The organism is Candidatus Binatia bacterium (assembly GCA_023150935.1).
GTDB lineage: Bacteria > Desulfobacterota > Binatia > HRBIN30 > HRBIN30 > JAKLJW01.
Genome location: JAKLJW010000003.1, coordinates 13,140 through 33,211, shown reverse-complemented (window position 1 = coordinate 33,211; position 20,072 = coordinate 13,140). Strand labels below are relative to the sequence as shown.

General features: G+C 67.1%; 21 protein-coding genes and 1 pseudogene. 15 read left to right on the top strand and 7 right to left on the bottom strand.

The window, feature by feature from the left end; translation table 11 throughout:
- The first annotated feature begins 14 nt into the window (after window positions 1–14).
- Complete coding sequence (locus tag L6Q96_03375; protein ID MCK6553617.1) at window positions 15–194, top strand: hypothetical protein; 180 nt, start codon at window positions 15–17, stop codon at window positions 192–194.
- 148 nt (window positions 195–342) lie between these two features.
- Here the strand turns inward: L6Q96_03375 and L6Q96_03370 are convergent, their stop codons facing one another.
- The 4 genes from L6Q96_03370 to L6Q96_03355 all read right to left on the bottom strand — a co-directional run bounded on the left by L6Q96_03370 (window position 343) and on the right by L6Q96_03355 (window position 5,360).
- On the bottom strand, window positions 343–1,869 hold the full coding sequence (locus L6Q96_03370; GenBank protein ID MCK6553616.1) for a mercuric reductase: 1,527 nt from the start codon (window positions 1,867–1,869) through the stop codon (window positions 343–345).
- 235 nt (window positions 1,870–2,104) lie between these two features.
- On the bottom strand, window positions 2,105–3,202 hold the full coding sequence (locus L6Q96_03365; GenBank protein ID MCK6553615.1) for an inorganic phosphate transporter: 1,098 nt from the start codon (window positions 3,200–3,202) through the stop codon (window positions 2,105–2,107).
- Window positions 3,199–4,209 (bottom strand): arsenosugar biosynthesis radical SAM protein ArsS, encoded by a 1,011-nt coding sequence (gene arsS, locus L6Q96_03360; GenBank protein MCK6553614.1) that lies wholly within the window; start codon window positions 4,207–4,209, stop codon window positions 3,199–3,201. The genes L6Q96_03365 and arsS overlap by 4 nt, the downstream gene beginning before the upstream one ends.
- On the bottom strand, window positions 4,209–5,360 hold the full coding sequence (locus L6Q96_03355) for a methyltransferase domain-containing protein (GenBank protein MCK6553613.1): 1,152 nt from the start codon (window positions 5,358–5,360) through the stop codon (window positions 4,209–4,211). Before L6Q96_03355 ends, arsS begins: the two co-directional genes overlap by 1 nt.
- 260 nt (window positions 5,361–5,620) lie before the next feature.
- On the opposite strand from L6Q96_03355, the gene L6Q96_03350 reads away from it, so the two are divergent.
- On the top strand, window positions 5,621–6,394 hold the full coding sequence (locus L6Q96_03350; protein MCK6553612.1) for a TVP38/TMEM64 family protein: 774 nt from the start codon (window positions 5,621–5,623) through the stop codon (window positions 6,392–6,394).
- 112 nt (window positions 6,395–6,506) lie between these two features.
- On the opposite strand, the gene L6Q96_03345 is transcribed toward L6Q96_03350, so the two are convergent.
- A complete protein-coding gene (locus L6Q96_03345) occupies window positions 6,507–7,193 on the bottom strand; it encodes a DUF3047 domain-containing protein (protein ID MCK6553611.1) in 687 nt (228 codons plus the stop codon).
- Between L6Q96_03345 and L6Q96_03340 the strand changes: the two genes are divergently transcribed.
- The 3 genes from L6Q96_03340 to L6Q96_03330 are packed head-to-tail and all read left to right on the top strand — an operon-like array spanning window position 7,192 to window position 8,510.
- The gene (locus tag L6Q96_03340) at window positions 7,192–7,437 is read left to right on the top strand and encodes a hypothetical protein (protein ID MCK6553610.1); all 246 of its coding nucleotides are present in this window, start codon (window positions 7,192–7,194) and stop codon (window positions 7,435–7,437) included. The two genes, L6Q96_03345 and L6Q96_03340, sit on opposite strands and share 2 nt — an antisense overlap.
- 12 nt (window positions 7,438–7,449) lie before the next feature.
- Window positions 7,450–8,232, top strand: a complete 783-nt coding sequence (locus tag L6Q96_03335) for a sigma-70 family RNA polymerase sigma factor (GenBank protein ID MCK6553609.1) — start codon at window positions 7,450–7,452, stop codon at window positions 8,230–8,232.
- A complete protein-coding gene (locus tag L6Q96_03330) occupies window positions 8,229–8,510 on the top strand; it encodes a zf-HC2 domain-containing protein (protein MCK6553608.1) in 282 nt (93 codons plus the stop codon). The genes L6Q96_03335 and L6Q96_03330 overlap by 4 nt, the downstream gene beginning before the upstream one ends.
- 310 nt (window positions 8,511–8,820) lie before the next feature.
- On the opposite strand, the gene L6Q96_03325 is transcribed toward L6Q96_03330, so the two are convergent.
- Both L6Q96_03325 and L6Q96_03320 read right to left on the bottom strand, forming a co-directional pair.
- Window positions 8,821–9,249 (bottom strand): type II toxin-antitoxin system VapC family toxin, encoded by a 429-nt coding sequence (locus tag L6Q96_03325; GenBank protein ID MCK6553607.1) that lies wholly within the window; start codon window positions 9,247–9,249, stop codon window positions 8,821–8,823.
- Window positions 9,243–9,530 (bottom strand): type II toxin-antitoxin system prevent-host-death family antitoxin, encoded by a 288-nt coding sequence (locus L6Q96_03320; protein MCK6553606.1) that lies wholly within the window; start codon window positions 9,528–9,530, stop codon window positions 9,243–9,245. Before L6Q96_03320 ends, L6Q96_03325 begins: the two co-directional genes overlap by 7 nt.
- A 304-nt stretch (window positions 9,531–9,834) precedes the next feature.
- Here L6Q96_03320 and L6Q96_03315 point away from each other — a divergent pair.
- From L6Q96_03315 to trpC, 10 genes and pseudogenes are all read left to right on the top strand, one after another.
- A pseudogene (locus tag L6Q96_03315) lies at window positions 9,835–10,104 on the top strand (4Fe-4S dicluster domain-containing protein).
- Between the two features lie 1,076 nt (window positions 10,105–11,180).
- Window positions 11,181–12,116 carry a 3-oxoacyl-ACP synthase III family protein gene (locus L6Q96_03310; GenBank protein MCK6553605.1) on the top strand — a complete coding sequence of 312 codons (936 nt, stop codon included), beginning with the start codon at window positions 11,181–11,183 and terminating at the stop codon, window positions 12,114–12,116.
- Between the two features lie 15 nt (window positions 12,117–12,131).
- Window positions 12,132–13,133, top strand: coding sequence for a ketoacyl-ACP synthase III (locus tag L6Q96_03305; protein ID MCK6553604.1), 1,002 nt, complete (start codon window positions 12,132–12,134; stop codon window positions 13,131–13,133).
- Window positions 13,134–13,156: 23 nt separating this feature from the next.
- On the top strand, window positions 13,157–13,612 hold the full coding sequence (gene rimI, locus L6Q96_03300) for a ribosomal protein S18-alanine N-acetyltransferase (GenBank protein ID MCK6553603.1): 456 nt from the start codon (window positions 13,157–13,159) through the stop codon (window positions 13,610–13,612).
- A 107-nt stretch (window positions 13,613–13,719) separates the two neighbouring features.
- Window positions 13,720–15,369 (top strand): arginine--tRNA ligase, encoded by a 1,650-nt coding sequence (gene argS / locus L6Q96_03295; protein ID MCK6553602.1) that lies wholly within the window; start codon window positions 13,720–13,722, stop codon window positions 15,367–15,369.
- A 9-nt stretch (window positions 15,370–15,378) separates the two neighbouring features.
- Complete coding sequence (locus L6Q96_03290; protein MCK6553601.1) at window positions 15,379–16,074, top strand: SPOR domain-containing protein; 696 nt, start codon at window positions 15,379–15,381, stop codon at window positions 16,072–16,074.
- 52 nt (window positions 16,075–16,126) lie between these two features.
- The gene (gene trpE / locus L6Q96_03285; GenBank protein ID MCK6553600.1) at window positions 16,127–17,605 is read left to right on the top strand and encodes an anthranilate synthase component I; all 1,479 of its coding nucleotides are present in this window, start codon (window positions 16,127–16,129) and stop codon (window positions 17,603–17,605) included.
- A gap of 76 nt (window positions 17,606–17,681) precedes the next feature.
- Complete coding sequence (locus tag L6Q96_03280) at window positions 17,682–18,284, top strand: aminodeoxychorismate/anthranilate synthase component II (protein ID MCK6553599.1); 603 nt, start codon at window positions 17,682–17,684, stop codon at window positions 18,282–18,284.
- Window positions 18,281–19,297 carry an anthranilate phosphoribosyltransferase gene (trpD, locus tag L6Q96_03275; protein MCK6553598.1) on the top strand — a complete coding sequence of 339 codons (1,017 nt, stop codon included), beginning with the start codon at window positions 18,281–18,283 and terminating at the stop codon, window positions 19,295–19,297. The genes L6Q96_03280 and trpD overlap by 4 nt, the downstream gene beginning before the upstream one ends.
- Window positions 19,294–20,070: an indole-3-glycerol phosphate synthase TrpC gene (gene trpC, locus L6Q96_03270; GenBank protein MCK6553597.1), complete on the top strand. Its 777-nt coding sequence runs from the start codon at window positions 19,294–19,296 to the stop codon at window positions 20,068–20,070. The genes trpD and trpC overlap by 4 nt, the downstream gene beginning before the upstream one ends.
- Window positions 20,071–20,072: the final 2 nt, after the last annotated feature.

The window sequence follows — 20,072 nt, the reverse complement described above, 5'->3', positions numbered from 1 at the left end:
CGCACGCGTTACCGATGGGCATCCTGATGGCGGTGCCCGGTCACTTCGACAAACAGGTGACGGAAGGGCGCGAGCCGGTCTGGTCGCGCGGGGAGAATACTTTTCGCCCTCGCATGGCAGATGCCACGGCAGGTGTGCGGTACGGCGGCAACACCCGCAACGCGGCCGAGATGTTCAAGGCAAAGGGCGACTGATCGCTGGGGCAAGTGCTGTCTTCCCTGCGGACCGACGCTGTCGCCTGGGAACGACTTGCGGCTGCTTGCCCCAGGCACTTCCTCCGCCCTGCGGTTGTTGCGGCCCTTGCTCATACTCGGAACAGGGGGAACGTGGGAATGGCTGCTCTCAGCGCCGCCACGAAAACCAGCGGTCGAAGAGGCGTTTCACCGTTGGCGTGAGCCTTGTGCGGTTGTACCGGTCTCCCACCTTGCGGATCGCCTCGCCCTGCGTCGGGTAGGGATAGATCGTCGACGCGATCGCACCGAGGCCGATCTTTTGCGTCATCGCCAGAGACATCGTGCCGATCAGATTGCCGGCGTTGGCGGCCACGATGGTCGCGCCGACAATGCGGTCGGTCCCTCTGGCGACGTGGACACGGACGAAGCCCTCCGCTTCGCCTTCGAGGACGGCGCGATCGACTTCGTCGAGCTTCTGATCGAACGTGTCGATCTCGATCCCCCGCGCCTCCGCTTCGGCGGGATACAGACCCACGTGCGCCAGCTCGGGTGACGTGTATGTACACCACGGGATCGTCAATGCGCCGGCGCTCCGGCGGCCGAAAAAGAGCGCGTTCTGGATCACGATTCGCGCCATGAAGTCGGCGGCGTGCGTGAACTGGTAGCGCGAGCAGATGTCGCCGGCGGCAAAGATGCGCTTGTTGGAAGTTCGCAAACGATCGTCGACGAGCACGCCCTTTTTCCCATCGTACGCGACGCCGGCGGCTTCGAGGCCGAGCCCATCGACGTTGGGTGCGCGCCCCACGGAGACGAGAAGCCGATCGACGACGACGTCGAGACTGCTGCCGTGCGACTCCACGAGGATGCGAATCCCGTTGCCGCGTTGCTCGATGCGAAGATCCTTGCCGCAGCAGCGGAGCCGAACCCCGTCCCGATCGAGCGCCCGGCGCACGATCTCGGCTGCGTCGGTCTCCTCGCGGGGCAGAACGCCGTGCAGCGCCTCGATCAGATGGACCTCGCTGCCGAAGCGCGCAAAGGACTGTGCCATCTCGCAACCGATCGGTCCGGCGCCGACGATGCCCAGCCGCCCGGGTAGTTCGGTTAGCGAGAACACGGTCTCGTTGGTCAGATAGGGCACCTGATCGAGTCCGGGGATCGGCGGTGCGGCGGCCCGGGCCCCGGTGGCGATAACCGCGCGACTGAACTGCAGTTCGCGACCGCCGACGCCCAAGCGGTCGGGGCCGGTAAAGGTGGCCTGACCAAGGAAGACGTCGACCCCGAGATCGCGAAAGCGCGCGACCGAGTCGACCTTGCTGAGGTCGGCGCGCAGCCGCCGCATCCGCTCCATGGCGCGGCCGAAGTCAACCGTCACCCGCTCGTTTCCGGCGATGCCGAAGTCGCTGCCGTGGCGTGCCGTGGCGGCGACTCGCGCGGCGCTGACGATGCCTTTCGAAGGAACACAGCCGACGTTGAGGCAGTCGCCGCCCATCAATTCGCGTTCGACGATCGCCACCCGAGCACCGAGACCCGCCGCACCTGCCGCCGAGACGAGGCCGGCGGCGCCCGCCCCGACGACAACCAGGTTGTAGCGCCCGCGCGGCGTCGGGTTCACCCAATCGTCGGGGCGCACATTGGCGGCCAGTCGAGCGTTGTGTTCGTCGAGCGGCAGCAGTGCCGCGGGGATGTCGCTTCTCATCCGAGGTCCTTTCATTCCGGCGGTGCTCCGAAACCTGCCCGGAAGGGGTGATTTTGTTCTCCTCACTGGCGCGGGCTGGCGCCCGCAACCCAATGGCCTGATCAACCGCGCCTCCCATACGGTTTCTTCGCTCCGTGCGCGCAAACTCGGAACTCGCAAATCGGGTATCTCGGGGGGGAACCCGTGATCGGCCCCGGGAGTTTCCGGCGCCCGGACCTCCGAGCCCAATTATCGTTCACTTCATGAGAGTCGCCGCGATGCCCGCCAGGACCGCTGCCACCGGCACGGTGATCGCCCACGCCGACAGAATCCGGCCGATCATTCCCCAGCGCGCCTGCCCGGAGATCGAGCCGATACCGAACAGCGCCCCGCAGGCGACGTGAGTCGTCGATACGGAGAAGCCGAGGCGGCTGGCCAGCAGTACGAGCAAGGCGGCGGTAAGGTTTCCCGTGAAAGCCTGGCCGGGGTTCATGGCCGTGATGCGGTGACTCATCGTCTCGGCCACCCCTCTGGCGTGGAGGAGCCCACCGGCGGCGATTACCAGGCCCACGATCGCCACCTCGTGCTGCGGCGCCAGAAACGGCGCGGCGAGAAGCAGAGCGGCGATCTTAGGGGTGTCGTTGACTCCACGCGCGAAGCTTACCGCCGCCGCCGACAGGCCGTGCAATACGTTCAGCGCCCGCGAGGCTTCGATCCCGAGGATTGTGCCTCCGTAGCGCGCCGCGCATTCGTGCCGCGTTCCGACGCTTGCGGTGATCGCCGACAATGCCGCCGCCGTGCCGATGCCGTTCGGCAGCGGCACCAACTCCGCACCTACGCAAGCGCAGGTGTTGGCCTCGATCCCCAACCTCCGGCGCATCGTCTGCAACACAGGGTACTGCCCGCCCGCCAGCACGGACGCAACCAGCGGGCTGGCAATCAAGGGTGCGATGAACACCGAACCAAGCCGCGCGACGTTGACGTCCGCACCGGCGCGGGCAAAACCCGCGCCGACGAGCGCGCCGATCAGGGCGTGAGTGCTCGATATGGGAAAGCCCAGGCGGGTGGCCAACAGCACCGTCAGTGCGGCGCCCAGCCCGACGGCGGCGAGAAAGCGCGGATCGGCGGCGAGCGCGTCCGGTACCAGTCCCTTGCCGCTGAAGTTTTGGAGCAGTGCGGAGCCAAAGGCCAGGGCCGAAAACGATCCCAGCATGGTTGCGCCGGTCGCCAGCAGCAATGCCGAGCGGTAACTCAGCACCTTGCTGCCGTAGAGCGTGGCGACGCCCTTGAAGTTGTCGTTGGCGCCGTTCGAGTAGGCGAGCAGAACGACGGCGCCGGCGAGCATCCAGATCATTGCAGCGCCCCCGAGCAGCTCGACCCCGCCCCCGCCGTGCAGCCGAAACAGTGCGAGCCCGTAGCGACGTCCCGTTGGGCCAGCGCCTCGAAATCGGACAGATTCCAGACGGTTCGCTCCTCCCCGGCGCCGAGAGCGAGACCGAGCATCTGGTTGAAATCGCAGTCGTACACGGTGCCGTCCCAGGCGACGCTCACCAGGGAGCGGCACATGAGCCCCGGCAGGGTCGCGGGGTTGAAATGGTTGACCAGCAGGCCCATGTAGGCGTCGAGCTGACCGGCCTTCTCCAGCCAGGCGGCGAACCGCTTGATGGGCATGTTCGTAATCGTGAGCAGCCGATCGAATTCGACGCCGAATCCGCGTCGCAGTTCGTCCTTGTAGCGCCCTTCGAGTTCAGCCTGCGCGGGCGGGAGGAAGGCGCCGACGGGATTGTAGACGAGATCCAGCCGCCGCGAGGGATCGTCGCAGCCGTAGCCGAGCTGGTTGAGACGGCGCAACCCGCCGATGCTGGTCTCGAACGCCCGATTGCCGCGCTGCCGATCGACGTTGGCTGCGCTGTAGCAAGGGAGGCTGGCCACCACGTGAGCTTCGTTGGCGGCCAGGAACTCGGCGAGATCCTCCTGCCCGCGCTCGAAGAGCACCGAGAGGTTGCACCGGTCGATCACCTCCCGCCCGAGACGGCGCGCTTCGGTGACCAGCCGGCGAAAGCTCGGATTGAGCTCCGGGGCGCCGCCGGTGAGGTCGAGGGTAGCGACGGCAGGGTTCGCCGCCAGCAGCTCGATCACCCGCTCGGCAACCTTGCGGGGCATGATCTCGCGCCGCTTCGGCCCCGCGTCGACATGGCAGTGATGGCACGCCATGTTGCAGAGCTTGCCGACGTTGACCTGGAGTGTGGTCACGCGCTCGCGCCGCAAGCCCTCCGGTGAAACGGCCCGGGCAGCCGCGGAGAAATCCGGAAACGACTCGGCGTTCTCCGGTTGTGGCAGGGCCCCGCCTGAACGGGCCATCAGCAACAGCTCCCGTTACCGCCGCAAGCCCCGGTCTCTGCCCCGCTGGTCAGATCGTACTCCAGCCCCTTGGTCTCGCGCGGAGCGCGCACCGTGGCGCGCGAACAATCGAAAGGTTGCGCCGCCTCGGGCGCCACGGGAGTCCGCGGAGGCACCGGTATGATGTCGGCGGCGTAGGGTTCCTGCCCATAGAGACGGAACGTCTTCTCGCAAACGGCCACCGGTACGCCGCGCGTGAGGGTGTGTCCATCGTCGTCGCGGACCTCGCTCCAGGGACCGCGGTAGATGACGGCCTGATTGTGTTCCCAGCACGGCCCCTGCTTTCCCTTCCACGCCCGCACCGTGACCGAACGGAACTCGATGCCCTGCACCGTCCGCCACGGTTCGGCGTCACGCTTCAGAATCTCGATGCCGTAGAACCCGGCGGCGGCGAACGCGTCGAGAAAGGCCTTTTCCTGGAACGCTCCCGAGATGCACCCTGACCACAACTCCGGGTCTTGTTTGAGCGTCTCCGGCACCGGTTCGTCCGAGACGATATCGGAGATCGCCGCCCGTCCCCCGATTCGCAGGACGCGAAAGATCTCGTTGAGCAGTATCTGCTTGTCGTCGTCGCGGACGAGATTCAAGACGCAGTTCGACACGACGACGTCGATGGACTCGTCGGCGACCAGCGGGCGCGTCTCGCGTTGTTCCTCGCGGGTAGCCTCGAAGGCCCACAGGTCGTCCTGCGAGGCGATCGGATGCCGCGACAGGTAGCGGTCCACGGCATCGAGGTCGGTGCGCAGATCCTGGATTCGCCCACGGACGAACTGGACGTTACCGTAACCGAGCTTCGCGGCGATGTCGGGTGCGTGGCGGCGCGCCAGGGCCAGCATGTCCGGATTCATGTCCACGCCGACGACCCGCCCTGTGGGTCCGACCACCTGCGCCGCGATGAAGCAGACCTTGCCGCTTCCGGAGCCGAGATCGAGTACGACGTCTCCGGGGCGCACGTGAGCGGACGGGTCCCCACAGCCGTAGTCCCGTTCGATCACTTCGGCCGGGATGATCTCGAGGTATTTCTCGTTGTAGTCCACCGGGCAGCAGAGGCTCGCTTCGCGCCTTGCGGCGCCGCGCGAATAGCGCTCCAGGACTGACGCTTCGACTTTCAACACGATCTCACCTCTCACTTCTGATCTGGTTGCCCTGTTCGATCAGCCATGATCTGCGGTTCAGACGACGGCGCCGGCGTGCGACGACGCGGCCATCGGGTTCATTTATGTTCACCTTCTTACACCCCCTGGCTCCTGAGATGCAGCTACACGGAAGACGTTGCGCCGAAATGTGCTTCCGGCCCCGACGCTGCGGTGCTTCCGCAACACTTGCGTGCGACCGACATCTCAGAGCACAACGACACATCTATGGAGGAACGATGGAGGTGGATACGATGGCCGCGGAGCAAAAACGAGAGACGCGGCCCGGACCTCGAGGGGTTGCCGCCCGGCGGCTGAGGTTAGTTGCCGTAATCGTGGCGGGGGCTGTGGGGGCTGTACTGCTGGGTTTGGCAAGGACCCTGAATGTTCAGGAACAACTGCTCGCCCTCGTCGGCTGGATTCGCGACGCCGGCTGGCCCGGGCTCGCCCTTTTCGGGCTGGTCTACGTGGCCGCGACCGTTCTGTTCTTGCCCGGTTCGGTGCTCACTCTGGGGGCTGGATTCGCATACGGAGTCGGGCTTGGTACGGCGGCGGTGGTCGTGGCGGCGAACCTCGGTGCGGTCGTGGCGTTCTTTCTCGGACGGACCGTGGCTCGCGGCTGGGTGGCAGCCAGGGTTCAGGGCAACCCCCGTTTCGCGGCCATCGACCGCGCTGTTGGCCGGGCCGGACTGAAGATCGTGTTATTGACTCGGCTGTCGCCGATCTTCCCGTTCAATCTATTGAACTACGCTTTCGGCGTGACGGGAGTTAGCACCCGCGATTACGTGTTGGGGTCCCTGATCGGCATGCTGCCGGGAACGTTGATGTACGTGTACCTTGGCTCGCTGATCACCAGCGTGAGCGAGCTTGCCGCTGGCCGCGCCTCGGGCGGCAGCACGCAGCAGCTCTTCTACTTTTCCGGGCTTGCCGCCACGGTCGTCGTCAGCGTCTACGTCACGCACATCGCCCGCCGGGCCCTCGCCGAGGCGACCGACGGCGCCGCTCGCGGCTAGAACGGATCGGGTGTCGGGCTCACGCCGCGCCGGCGCGACGGTGGCGCGCAGCGAAAACGGACCCGGCGCAGAGCGGCAGGACCGACCCCCGGGCGCAGCGAAAGTCCCACGGTCAGCGGCTCGATCCGGTGGAATCGCAGCGAACGGACAGATCGTCGAATCCTGCCGTTACCCGCGTGCCGGTGTTGTCCGTATCGGCCATGAACGCCAGGGCCTCGACCTGGAGCGATTCTTCGCCCGGGAACGCGCGGCGGAAGTCGTTTGCCAGGTCCACCCGCTCGTTCACCCACTGCCCGACTCTCTCCGCACCGCTTTGGAGGACGACCATCCGTGCCTTCTCCGGTTCCCAGGCGTTGGGAAGGACGGTGCCTCTGGGCAGCCGGTTGTCCCAGACATAGATAAGAAGACGCTTGTCGACGGGGTTCCACCGGGACGGTCCGTCGAAGACGACGTAGAGCTTGGCCGCCGAATCGTCGCCTTCCTTGCGCTCGAGATCCGCGGTGGCGATTACGTTCGAGATCTTCCACCGCCAGCTCACTGCGGCGCAACGGAGGGGATCGAATTCCAGCCACAGACCCTTGCCGGATGTGGAGCGATCGCTGATCGCCTCCAGATATCGGTTGCCGTCCGGATCGGACACGAGGGAGAAGCGGTTGGTTCTCTCTATGCTCGGAAAGCCGCGCTCGACCCAGCGGTCCGAGAGCCCCGATTCGAAATCTTCTCGCACGAGGACATTCTGCGCGATGCCCGTGTCTGCCAGCCCCGTCAATACAACCGCTGCGAGCAGCGATTTCGCCATGACCTGTATTCTTGCCATTTCCTTCCTTCTCGTTCCTGCCGACAGTCGGCCCGGGATCGATCTCGTTGCCGTTATTGATGCCGGCCGGGCGTGGGGCGTGGCAGTCGGGCGCCATCGGCGCGGGTCGCGTGCGGTCTGTGCCTTCTGCAACGCCGGCTGTGCGTCGCGCATCTCATGGTTGGGTTCGGCTTCTGCTCCGTACACGTACTCGGCGAAGCGGTACACGTACTCGTACCCGGACTGAGGGTACGCAGCGATGAAGTTGGACCACGAACGACGGCACGTCTGCGAGGAAGTGGCCGTGTACGAGTACGTGAACGAGTACGAGTACGGAGGAGAGGCCGGCTCGGCGGCGCCGGCAGATGGAGGGCCGAACCAGTCACGGCACGCCATTGCTGAAGCGAAGCCGTGGCTGGAAACGGTCAAATCGTGTACCGTCGGGCGCAAAGTCATGGAGGAACGCGACGAAGCAGCCCTCGTTGCCGCCGTGCGGTCCGGCGACGCCGTGGCATTCGAGGACCTGATCCGCCCGTACGAAGGACGCGTCTACCAGACCGTGCTCCGGATCGTCCGCAACGAGGCTGACGCCGCCGACGTGTATCAGGGCGCGATCATGAGAGCATTCGAGAACCTCGACGGCTTTCGCGGCGATGCCGCCTTTGGCACCTGGCTGCACCAGATTGGCGTCAACGCCGCGCTGATGCACCGGCGATCCGCGCAGCGCAATCCGACGACTGCCGAAGCAGATCTCCCGCGCTTCAACTGGATGGGCGGTTACGCGCGTCCTGTGCAGGACTGGAGCGAATCGGCGGAGGACCGGGTGTATCGATCGCAGTTGCGTAAGGAACTCAGCGCCGCTCTGGACCAACTGCCGCACCCCGATCGAACCGTGGTGTGGCTGAAGGACGCCCTCGGTCTCAGTCACGACGAAATCGCAATGGCGACCGATTCGACCGTCCTCGCCGTGCGCAGCCGGCTGCACCGTGCTCGCCTTCGCCTGCGCGAACGGCTGGCGGGGCTTTTCGGGGGTGACCGATGAAGCGGCCGATGGCCTTGCTGATGCGCTTGATGGGACACCGCACCTGCGAGGACGTCGTCTCCGTCCTGCAGGGTTACTTCGACGGAACCCTCGCCCCCGGGCTCGCCGCGGCGATCGAACGACACTTCCGCCACTGTCCCGACTGCCGTGCCTTCTCCAGGACCTACGGCGAGACGATTCGGCTGACCGGCGAGCTGGCCGCGGCCGACATTCCGGACGAGGTACGAAGGCGGGTCAGAGCAGCGCTCCGCGAGCGACTCGCGCACCATGAGCGCTAGGATCGCTCGGACCATTCACTCCACCTCGACTTGTTCCCGGTGGCGAAAGGCCCCTCGCAGGGCCAGGCAATCGCGGGTTGAGGTGAGACGTGGAAGCGCAATAAAGCCGCCGGTGGGACGGGCACCCACAGCCGGCGCGACGATGCGGTGCAGGTCATTGGTTTCCTCGCGTGAATCGATATTCGCTCGTGGTTGCTTCGCAAGGCGGTGCTTGTTCTCGGTACTCGACCAGAGCTGGTGGGGCGAGCGAACGATCCGCCAGGAGTGCGGGGATCGATGCCGAAGGCGAAAGCGATGCCGAGCCGTTGCCTTACTCGGGCAGGATCGAGAACCCTTCTCGCGCCGCGGCCTCGCGCAAACGCTGGTCGAACGAGACGAACTCGCGTCCGCGGGTTTCCCCCTGTGTCCACAGCAGCGCGGCTGCGAGTTGGAAGGCGTCGGCGGCCCGTAGCGCATGCGCGCCGAGAAGTCGTTCCGCGCGACGGCGCAGCGCCGCGCTGGGTTGGATCTCCGACCACGCCGCCGACAGTGCATCGAGCGCCTCGCCGGCGTAGCGCTCGCTTGACGGGCTCAGCACCCCGTCACGGCGACGGCACGCAAAGGCCGATACGCATTCGGTGCGGCTGGCCCACCAGACGACGAACGATGAGTCAGAGTCGGTCAGCTCCCTGACCGCGGCGGTCGCCGGCTCCGTGACGCACAGCGGTACGATGGCGGAGGTGTCCCAGAACCTCACCATCCCTCCTCGCGTTCTTCGCCAACCGCCGCGCGCACAAGGCCCCGAGGATCCTCACCCCGCGGGCGCGTCCAGAAGTCCTTCGGGAGCTTCCCGCTTCCGATCTTGACGAGACCCTGTCGCTCGAGTCCACGCAGGCGCTCGTCGCCCACGGGCGCCACCGGAACGATGCGAGCCACCGGAACGTCGCGCTCGGTGACCAGGATCTCATCGCCCGCCTTCACGCGGCGAAGAAACCGACTGAGATGCGCCTTGAGCTCGGCGACAGCCGCGGTCTTGACCATAAAACCGGAATAGTCAGACGTCGATGACCAGGCAAGTCCCAACCCCCCCCCGGGAAGTCGACCCCGCAGAGTTCAATTCCTCGCGAGCCGTGAGTCGGTTCCGGGTCGGCGATCGCCACCGCCGGGGCGGGCGGCCACGACCTGTCGCCCGCAACCCAATGGTCCGATCGGCCATCTGATTTATCCGTAGCGTCGCGAGTGTGTGTCGGGTGCTCGCCACGCTTTGCCGGGCGGTGGCTGCGTTGATCGACCGGCCCCGCTCCGGTAGGCTCCGGCGGTCGAGGCTCGGCCAGGAGATCACCGCATGGCGACCGTCATCACGTCTCAGTGCATCAACTGCGGTGCGTGCGAGCCCGAATGCCCTAACGCGGCTATCTACCAGGGCGGCGTCGAGTACGAACTGAACGCGGTCAAACACCCCGCTCTGGCACAGGACGTCTTTTATATCGTCCCCGAAAAGTGCACCGAGTGTGTCGGTTTCCACGACCGGGAAGCCTGTGCCGCTGTCTGCCCGGTGGACTGCTGCATTCCCGACCCGCAACGCCCCGAAAACGAAGCCGTCCTCCTCGATCGGGCGCGGCAGTTGCACCCCGGACGTGAGTTCCCGGCCAACTTCCCCTCCCGCTTCCGTAAAGCCAACGGCGCACCCACCGCAGCGGTCGCGGCGCCGCCGCCAGTCGAGCCGCCGTCGCCCCCACCGCCGCCACCGCCGGTGGCACCGCCGCCGCAAACCCCGCCGTCCGCCGGCGGACCGCCAACCGGCGCGGCCTTCCCCGGCGAATTGCCGGGGACCTTCGAGGATGCCGTCGCGCGGCTCGAGGCCGTGCGCGCGGACGCGCCGGCGCGACGGAAATGGTTCGCCGCTCTGATGCAGCCTTTTCTCGGCGCCCTGTCCGATCCCCGCAAACGCGCCATCGAAGCCGCGGTCGGAGATGCCCGGTTCTTCACCGCCGCCGGCGCTACCGTGCTGAACCTGCTCTACAACGCCATCGTCTACCCGGTATCGGCCCTGGTCGTCGCCGTCCTGTTCGCGTCAGGGACGTTTCCCGGGCCGCGCCTGCTGGCGTGCATCGCCGCCGGATTGCTGCTCGCCCTGGTCGAGGGGGCCCTGCGCGTCGGGGCGATGGCGCGCCGGGCCGAAACGGGGCGGTCCGCGATCTACCTTGGCGCCTGGTACGGCCCGTTGGTGGCGCTGACGTTCTGGCCGTGGACGCGTACCCTGCGTCGATTGGAGCGCCGCGGGAGCGTGGGATGGGAAGGCTTCCGCGGTAGCGCGTTCGAAGATCGCATCGAGCGCGAACGTCGCTACGGAGAGGTCTACACATTGAAAGAGCTGGGCAGCGGTTTTCTGCTCGAAGTCGAATTGCCGCGTCGCGTACCGCCTTCGGCGCAGAAGGAGATCTTCGGCGTGCCGGACGCCATGCCCGACTACCGGTACGAGCTGTCATTGGAGAGCGGCTTCTTCGTCGTCCACGGGCACGTGACCGACCATACCCTAAGGCGGCTGGCCGCGGTGTCGCCGGCGTTTCCGCCAGACTTCACGACCAACGTCGAACTGCCCGTTCCGGTGCGCGGCTTCAAACACCGCCTCCGGAACAAGACCTTGGAGGTCGTCTTGCTGAAAGATGTCGAGGCCATGGAGCACCCCGCATGAGCGGCGCATTGCTCGGCGTGGGCCATTACCTGCCATCGCTTGCCGACTGCGCCGGCGTGCGGCGTCCGCGCGCGCTCGAACCCGGCGGCCCGTCGACGCTCGCGGTCCCGGCGGCCGAGGCCGCGCTTTCCCGCGCCGCACTCACGGCGGAGGACGTCGACTTCATCGTGTTTGCGACGATGACGCCGGACGTGACCTTTCCGGGCTCGGCCTGCTACCTGCAGCCGCAACTGGGCGCGCGGAAGATCGGCGCTCTCGACGTCCGCGCCCAGTGCGCCGGCTTCGTTTTCGGGCTCGTCGTTGCCGATCGGTTAGTGCAGGCCGGTAAGTACCGCCGCGTGCTGGTGGCTGGCGCGGAGGTTCACTCCGCCGGGTTGGACTACTCGCCGACGGGGGCGGATGTGGCGCGGCTTTACGGTGACGGTGCCGGTGTGGCGATCGTCGGACCATCGGCGGGCAGTGCCGGCATTCTGGCCACGGCGGTACACACCGACGGCAGCCGCTATCGCGATTTCTGGTGCGAGTATCCGGCGAGCCGCCAGCACCCGCTACGCGTCAGCGTGGAAAACTTCCGCGCCGGAGGGCATTTCCCGAAGCTCGACAAGGCAGCGGTACGCCGGTTCGGCGAAGCGTCCTTGCCGGCCGTTATCGGGGAAGTGCTGGCGGCAGCCGGGTTGCGCGCCGAGGCGGTCGACCGCTTCGTCGTCGGACACGTACTGTCCGAGGTGGGCGAAGCCGTCGGCCGCAGCATCGGTGCGCGCGCGTCGCAACTCAACATACCCGCCGCCCGGTACGGGCATCTCTCCGCGGCGGCGCTGCCGGTTGCCCTCAGCGAGGAGATCGCGGCCGGTACGCTCGGCGGCGGCGCGGTCGTGTGCCTGGCGGCTTCTGGCGCCGGTGCCGCTTGGGGCGCCGCGGTGATCCGACTGTAGGAGGGAACCAGACGCATGCGAAACGCGACGATTCTCGGCGTCGGCCGCTTCCTGCCCGACCGTGTCGTCACCAACGACGACCTGTCGAAGCTTATGGACACCAGCGACGAATGGATTCAGCAGCGCACCGGGATTCGCGAACGCCGGTTCAGCGATGACCACACCGGCGGTACCGACATGGGCCTGATCGCCGCACGCGAGGCGTTGGACCGCGCCGGCGTGTCGCCGGCACAGATCGGCTGCCTGATCTATGCGACCTTGAGTCCGGACATCGACATGCCCGCGTCAGCTTGCCTGCTGCAGGAAAAGCTCGGTTTGCAGGGCATTCCCGCGTTCGACGTGCGCAATCAGTGCTCGGGCTTCCTCTACGGTCTCGCCATTGCCGACACGTTCGTGAAGACCGGCCTTTACGACCATGTACTCCTCGTCGGCGGCGAAGTGCACTCGACCGGCATCGACCTGACCACCCGCGGGCGCGAGGTCGCGGTCATCTTCGGCGACGGTGCCGGGGCGGTAGTGGTGGGTCCGGCCGCGGGGCCCGACCGTGGCATTCTCGCGACGCACCTGCATGCCGACGGCAAGTTTGCCGAAAAGCTGTGGATCGAGAGCCCGGGCTCCCGAGAGCGGCCGCGCTTGACCGAGGAGATGATCGCCGGGGACCCGCCGCGGGTCTTTCCGCGCATGGAAGGGAAGTACGTGTTCCGCCATGCGGTGACGCGATTTCCCGAAGTCGTCCGCGAGGCGCTCGATACCTGCGGGTATACCCCGGCCGATCTCGACTTGCTCATTCCGCATCAGGCGAACCTGCGCATCAGCCAGATGGTGGCGATGTCGCTCGAACTGCCGGAAGAGAAGATGTTCAACAACATCGATCGTTACGGCAACACGACCGCGGGATCGATCCCGATCGCCCTCTACGAGGCGATGGAGGCCGGGTTGGTGCAGTCGGGCAAGCTGGTGTGTCTTGCGGCATTCGGTGCTGGTTTCACGTGGGCGTCGGCGCTAATTCGGTGGTGATGCCCGCGGTGCGGTTGTCGCCGATGGAGAGCGCCGACCTCGATGCCGTCGTCGAGATCGAGCGCCGATCCTTTCCCACGCCGTGGAGTCCGGGGTTGTTCCTGCACGAGTTGAAGATCCCGTTCTCGCGAACGACGCTGGCGCGACTCGGCAACGGCGCGAGCCGTGTGGTCGGGTACGTGTGCCGCTGGCTGGTTGGCGACGAGATGCACATCCTCAACCTGGCCGTCGATCCCGACCATCGGCGTGCCGGCATCGGCCGTCTGCTCGTCGAGCACATCCTCGAGGAGGCCGCGGTAAACGCCGTGCGCCTGATCACCCTCGAGGTGCGGCGCGGCAACGAAGCCGCGGTGGGGTTGTACGGCCGCTTCGGGTTCAGGCAAACCGGTGTGCGCCGGAATTACTACGGCCGTGGTGAAGACGCCCTTGTGATGAGCCTTACGCGGGCCGCGGAGGACGCCGCGACGACGAACGTGTGAGCGCGCGTTCTTGACTGAACCTTGGGCCAACGATATAGGCCGCGCAAGCTGCGTTCCGCGCAGACACGACAACATGTCATCGTCGAGCGACCGTTGGCGAACGGAGGATGAAAAAGCGTCTTGAGGGACTGCTTCAGCAGGCGTTGACCCGAGCCATAGAGGGGGGAGCGCTGCGGTCCGCCAGCCTCCCCCCTCTGGTTTTTGAGGTCCCGAAAGACCCAAAGTTCGGCGACCTCGCGTCGACCGTGGCGCTTGGCCTTGCGCGTGCGGAGCGGACGTCGCCGCGCAAGTTGGCCGAGGCCATCGCCGGTTACATCGAGGACTCGGAGGGCCTGCTCGCGGGGGTCGAGGTCGAGGGCCCCGGGTACATCAACTTCCGCTTCTCGCCGCGGTTCTGGGCGCAGTGTCTGGCGGAGATCGAGGCCGACGGATTCGGCCCCGCACCGATCGGGCGCGGGAGACGCGTGCTGGTCGAGTTCGTCAGTGCCAACCCGACAGGCCCGCTCACCGTCGGCCACGGCCGCAACGCCGTGCTCGGCGACGCCATCGCGCGGATTCTCGAACAGACCGGTCATACCGTCGAACGCGAGTACTACTTCAATAATGCCGGGCGGCAGATGACGTTGCTTGGCGCCTCGGTGCAGGCGCGGTATCTCGAAGCCATCGGTGCGCCGGTTGCTTTTCCCGAAGACGGGTATCGCGGTGCGTACATCGGTGCGATCGCCGACGAACTGGTGACGGCGCACGGCACGGCGCTGCGCGATGCGCCGGCGACCGGGCCGTTCAAGGATGCCGCGGAACGAGCTATTCTCGCCGATATCGAAGCCACGCTGAAGCGCCTTGGGGTGCGCTTCGACGCTTACTTCAACGAGGATTCGCTTTACCGGGACGGTCGGATCGAGGCTGCTCTGGGGGCGCTGCGCGAGCGGGAACTGGCGTTCGAGCAAGACGGCGCGGTGTGGCTGCGTGGCGAGCCGCTGGGGTTGCCGAAGGACCGCGTGCTCGTGAAGTCCTCGGGCGAGCCCGCCTATAGGTTGCCCGACATTGCCTATCACCAGGACAAGTTGCGTCGCGGTTTCGATCTGCTTGTCGACGTGCTCGGTGCCGACCATATCGACGAAAACGTCGAGGTACGGGCGGCGATTGCGGCGCTCGGGCTCGATGCGGAGAAGATCAAGCCGATCATTTATCAGTTCGTCACGCTGACGCGCGGGGGCGTACAGGTGAAGATGTCGACGCGCCGCGCCGAGTACGTCACCGTCGACGAGTTGCTCGACGAGGTCGGCGCCGACGCCGTGCGCTTCTTCTTCCTGTTGCGCAAGGCCGACAGTCATCTCGAGTTCGACCTCGACCTCGCCCGGAAACAGTCGGCGGAGAATCCGGTCTTCTACGTGCAGTACGCGCACGCGCGGGTGTGCAGCCTTTTTCGGCAGGCGGCGGCCGCGGGGAGCACGCGGGCGCCGGCGGCGGTCTCGCATCTGGAGAGTCTGGTCGAGCCCGAGGAGGTGGCGGTCGTAAAGCTGCTGGCGCAGTATACCGACGTGGTCGAGGATGCCGCACGGCTGCTCGAGCCGCACCGGGTGGTCTTTTTCCTCATCGACCTCGCGGGCGAGTTCCATAGGTTCTACAATCGCCACCGCATCGTCACCGACGATGCCGTCCGTACCGCGGCGCGGCTCTATCTGGCGTTTGCGGTCGGGCGTGCGATTCGCTGCGGGTTGAACGTGCTGGGCGTGACGGCGCCCGAGACGATGTGAGGGGAAGCGATGCGACGGCGGGCGGGTACGGCAGGTTTCACGTACGTGCAGGTCTTCCTGCTGCTGAGCGGCTTTGTTCTGGCATCCGTGGTGATCTTCTTCCTCGGTTTCGTCATCGGCAAGCGACAGACCGAATTCCTGATGGCGAAAGAGGAGCGGGTGGTGAAGCGCGAGATGCCCGCGGCGCCGACCCCGGCCGAGGCGCTCGGGCCCGCCGACCAGCAGTTCTTCGAATCGATGAAGGGCAAGGCGTATCGGCGCATGCAGGAGACGCAGGTCGCAGAGGTGGCGGTGGCGGCGCAGTACACGGCGCCGCCGGCGGCTGCCCGGACGCCCGCGGCGCCGGCCGCGGCGGGAACGCCGACGCGGCGGCCGACGGTACGCGACACGCCGGCGGCCGTGACGCCGCGGCCCACCCGCACCCCGGCGCCGCGACCGACGCCGCCGAGCGGACGTGACGAGTGGGCCGATGCCGGGTGGACCGTGCAGGTCAACGCGACCACCAATCCACAGCAGGCGCAGGACCTGGCCCGCTCGCTGCGGGCCAAGGGCTACGATGCGTATACGGTCCAGGCACCGGTGCGCGGCCAGACCTGGTATCGGGTGCGGGTGGGCCGTTTCGGGTCGCGCGACAAGGCAGCCGAACTCGAAAGCCGCCTGAAGCGGCGCGAGGGCCTGGAGAACGCGCACGTGACGCCGCAGTAAGATCGGCCGGAGACCGCGGCGGCGAGCGGCAAGACCGGCGGCAGACGAGACCATGTACACCCCAAACTTCGACGAGTTCTGTGCGCTGGCGCGCGCGGGCAACCTGGTGCCGGTGTCGCGCCAGATCCTCGCGGACCTCGAAACCCCGGTGTCGGCTTTCCTCAAGATTGACGACGGCGGTGACGCCTTCCTGCTGGAGAGCGTGGAGGGTGCGGAGAAGTGGGGTCGCTACAGCTTCCTGGGAGTCGCCCCGCAGGTCGTGTTTCGGAGCCGGGGCGGGAGGGTCGAGATTGCGCCGCCCGGACAACCTGGCATCCCTGCCGAGGTCGCCGATCCGTTCGTGGCGCTGCGCGAGTTCCTCGGGCGCTACAGGCAGGTGCCCGTGCCCGGGCTGCCGCGGTTTTCCGGCGGGCTGGTCGGGTACCTGGGCTACGACGTCGTGCGCCACTTCGAACGTTTGCCGGCCACCGCCCGCGACGACCTCGAGCTGCCCGACCAGTACCTGATGCTGGTCGACACGCTGCTGATCTTCGACAACACGGCGCAAACGATCCGGGTCGTTGCCCATGCCGCCGTCGGTCCCGACATCGACCTGCACGCCGCTTACGATGCCGCCTGCGCGCGCATCGAAGAGTTGATCGCGCGGCTCGACCGGCCGTTGGCGGCGCCGACGCGCTTGCATCCCGAAGGCGCGGGGCCGGCGGTCAGCTCCAACACGACGCAGGAGCAGTACGAGAACGTGGTCCGCCGCGCCAAGGACTACATCGTCGCTGGCGACATCATTCAGGTGGTGCTGGCGCAGCGGTTTTCCTGCCCGCTGCGGGTGCGGCCGTTCGACATCTACCGCTGCCTGCGGACCGTCAACCCGGCTCCGTACATGTTTTACCTGCGCCTCGGCGACGTGCAGCTCATCGGCTCGTCGCCGGAGGTCATGGCCCGCCTCGAAGGGCGTGAAATCACCGTGCGGCCAATCGCCGGCACGCGCCCGCGCGGCACGTCGGAGCGGGGCGATGCCGAACTCGAGCGGGAGCTGGTAACCGATCCGAAGGAGATTGCCGAACACATCATGCTCGTCGATCTGGGGCGCAACGACGTCGGCCGCGTCGCGACCGTCGGCAGCGTCGAAGTGACCGAAAGACTGATCGTCGAGCGCTACTCGCACGTCATGCACCTGGTCTCCAACGTGCGCGGCGAGCTGCAGCCGGGGCGCGATTGCTTCGATGTGTTCCGGGCGACGTTTCCTGCCGGCACGCTCAGCGGAGCGCCGAAGATCCGAGCCATGGAGATCATCGAGGAGCTCGAGCCGGTGCGCCGGGGTGTCTACGGCGGGGCGGTCGGCTATTTCTCGTTTTCGGGCAATATGGACACGTGCATCGCCATCCGTACGATCCTGGTCAAGGGCGGCCAGGTTTACATCGGCGCCGGCGCCGGCATCGTTGCCGATTCGGTTCCGGAGCGCGAGTATGCCGAGTGCATCAACAAGGCCAGAGCGATGGTACAGGCGTTGCGCCTGGCGGAAGGCATGCGGTGAGGGGGCAGTGGACAGTGGGCAGTGGACAGTGTGCAGTGGCCGATAGCCAGTAACGAACGACGAACGACGGCCAACGATGTTGCTGATGATCGATAACTACGACTCCTTCACCTACAACCTGGTCCAGTACCTGGGCGAGTTGGGGGCGGACGTGCGCGTGTACCGGAACGACGCGCTCGCGGTGGACGATATAGTGGCCCTGCGTCCGACCCAGATCGTCATTTCGCCCGGGCCGTGCACGCCGGCGGAGGCGGGGATCTCGGTGGCGGTCATCGAGCGCTTCGCCGGCGAGATCCCGATCCTCGGGGTGTGTCTGGGGCATCAGAGCATGGGGGTGGCCTTCGGCGGACACATCGTGCGCGCCGCGCGCCTGATGCACGGCAAGACGTCGCCGATCCTGCACGACGGCCGCACCATCTTTCGAGGCCTGTCGAATCCGTTCGAGGCGACTCGCTACCACTCGCTACTCATCGAGCGTGCGACCCTGCCGGCGTGTCTCGAGCTGAGTGCGTGGACGGCCGAAGGGGAGATCATGGGAGCGCGCCATCGCGAGTTCCTTGTCGAGGGAATTCAGTTCCACCCGGAGTCGATCCTCACGGTCGAGGGCAAACATCTGCTGCGCAACTTCCTCGATTTGACGCGGGGCGGGGGCGGACGACGCGTGGAGGCGGCGCGATGACCGACGTGCGCGCGGCGCTGGCGCGGATCGTCGCCGGCGAGGTTCTGAGCGAGGCGGAGATGGAGAACGTCATGACGCAGCTCATGACGGGCGTGGCGACGCCGGCGCAGATCGGTGGGTTGCTGGTGGGGCTGCGCATGCGCGGCGAAACGGTCGAGGAGCTGGCGGGTGCGGCGCGCGCGCTGCGGGCGCACGCGACGCGTATTCGCCCGCGCGCGTCGGTCGTGGTCGACACCTGCGGTACGGGTGGCGACATGCGCGGGACGTTCAACATCTCGACCGCCGCCGCCTTCATTGCCGCCGGTGCCGGCGTTACCATCGCCAAGCACGGTAACCGCGCCGCGTCGGGGACAGTGGGTGGGGCCGACGTGCTCGAAGCTCTCGGTGTCCGCATCGACTTACCGCCGGAACGAGTGACCGAGTGTATCGACGAGGTCGGGTTCGGTTTCCTCTTCGCACCCAACTTCCATCCCGCGACCCGACACGCGGCCGGGCCGCGTCGCGAGCTTGGCGTGCGTACGATCTTCAACCTCCTTGGCCCGCTTTCCAACCCCGCCGGCGCGCGCCATCAGGTCGTCGGCGTCTTCGCGGCGTCGTGGACCGAGCCCCTGGCGGCCGTGCTCGGTCGTCTCGGCAGCGTTCATGCTCTGGTGGTGAGTGGGGAGGACGGGCTCGACGAGATCTCCACCGCCGCTCCAACGCAGGTGTCGGAATGGAAGGACGGGGCCGTGCGTTCGTATCGTATCGTCCCCGAGGACTTCGGGCTGGCGCGTAGCCGGGAGGGCGATCTCGCTGGCGGGGACCGGGAAACGTGCGCGGCGATCTTGCGCGGCATTCTGGGCGGGGCGACCGGGCCCCGGCGTGACGTTACCGTCCTCAACGCCGCCGCGGCGCTGTACGTTGCCGGCATGGCGCCGTCGATTGCAGCCGGCATTCGACTGGCAGAGGACGCCATTCGCAGCGGCCGTGCGGCGCAGAAGCTTGCCCGGCTGGTAGAGATCGCGAACCGATGATTCTCGACGACATTGTGCGTGACCGGCGTGCGGATCTGGACCGGACGCGTGCGGCGGTACCGTTGGCGGCGCTCCGGCAGCGGCCGTCGTTTATCGCCGCCCGCCGGGACTTCGCCGCCGCGCTGGCGCACCGGCCGCGCGCCATCGTCGCCGAAGTCAAGAAGGCGTCGCCGTCTCGGGGCGTCATCCGCGCCGAGTTCGATCCGGTGGCGATTGCGACGGCGTACGATGCCGCCGGTGCGGCTGCGATTTCCGTGCTCACCGAGGAGCGGTATTTCCAGGGCCGACTCGAGTACCTCGAAAGCGTGCGCGCGCACGTGACGGTGCCACTGTTGCGCAAGGACTTCACGATCGACCCTTACCAGCTCTACGAGGCGCGCGCCTACGGCGCCGACGCGGCGTTGCTGATCGTGGCGATTCTCGACGACGAAGCGTTGCGCGAGTTGCTGTTTCTCGCGCAGGAGCTGAACCTGACCGCGCTGGTGGAAGTGCACGACGCAGGCGAGCTGCGGCGTGCGCTGGCGGCCGGTGCGACGCTCATCGGCATCAACAATCGCGACCTGCGCACGTTTCGCACCTCCCTGGAGACGACGGAGGCGCTGATGGCATCCGTGCCCGCCGGCGTTCAGGTCGTTGCCGAGAGCGGCATCGAGACGGCGGCGGACATGAGACGGCTCGAACGCTGCGGGGTGCACGCGTTTCTGATCGGCGAGACCCTGATGCGCGCCCCGGATCCGGGTGCGAAACTCGGCGAGTTGCTGCGCGACGGATGAGT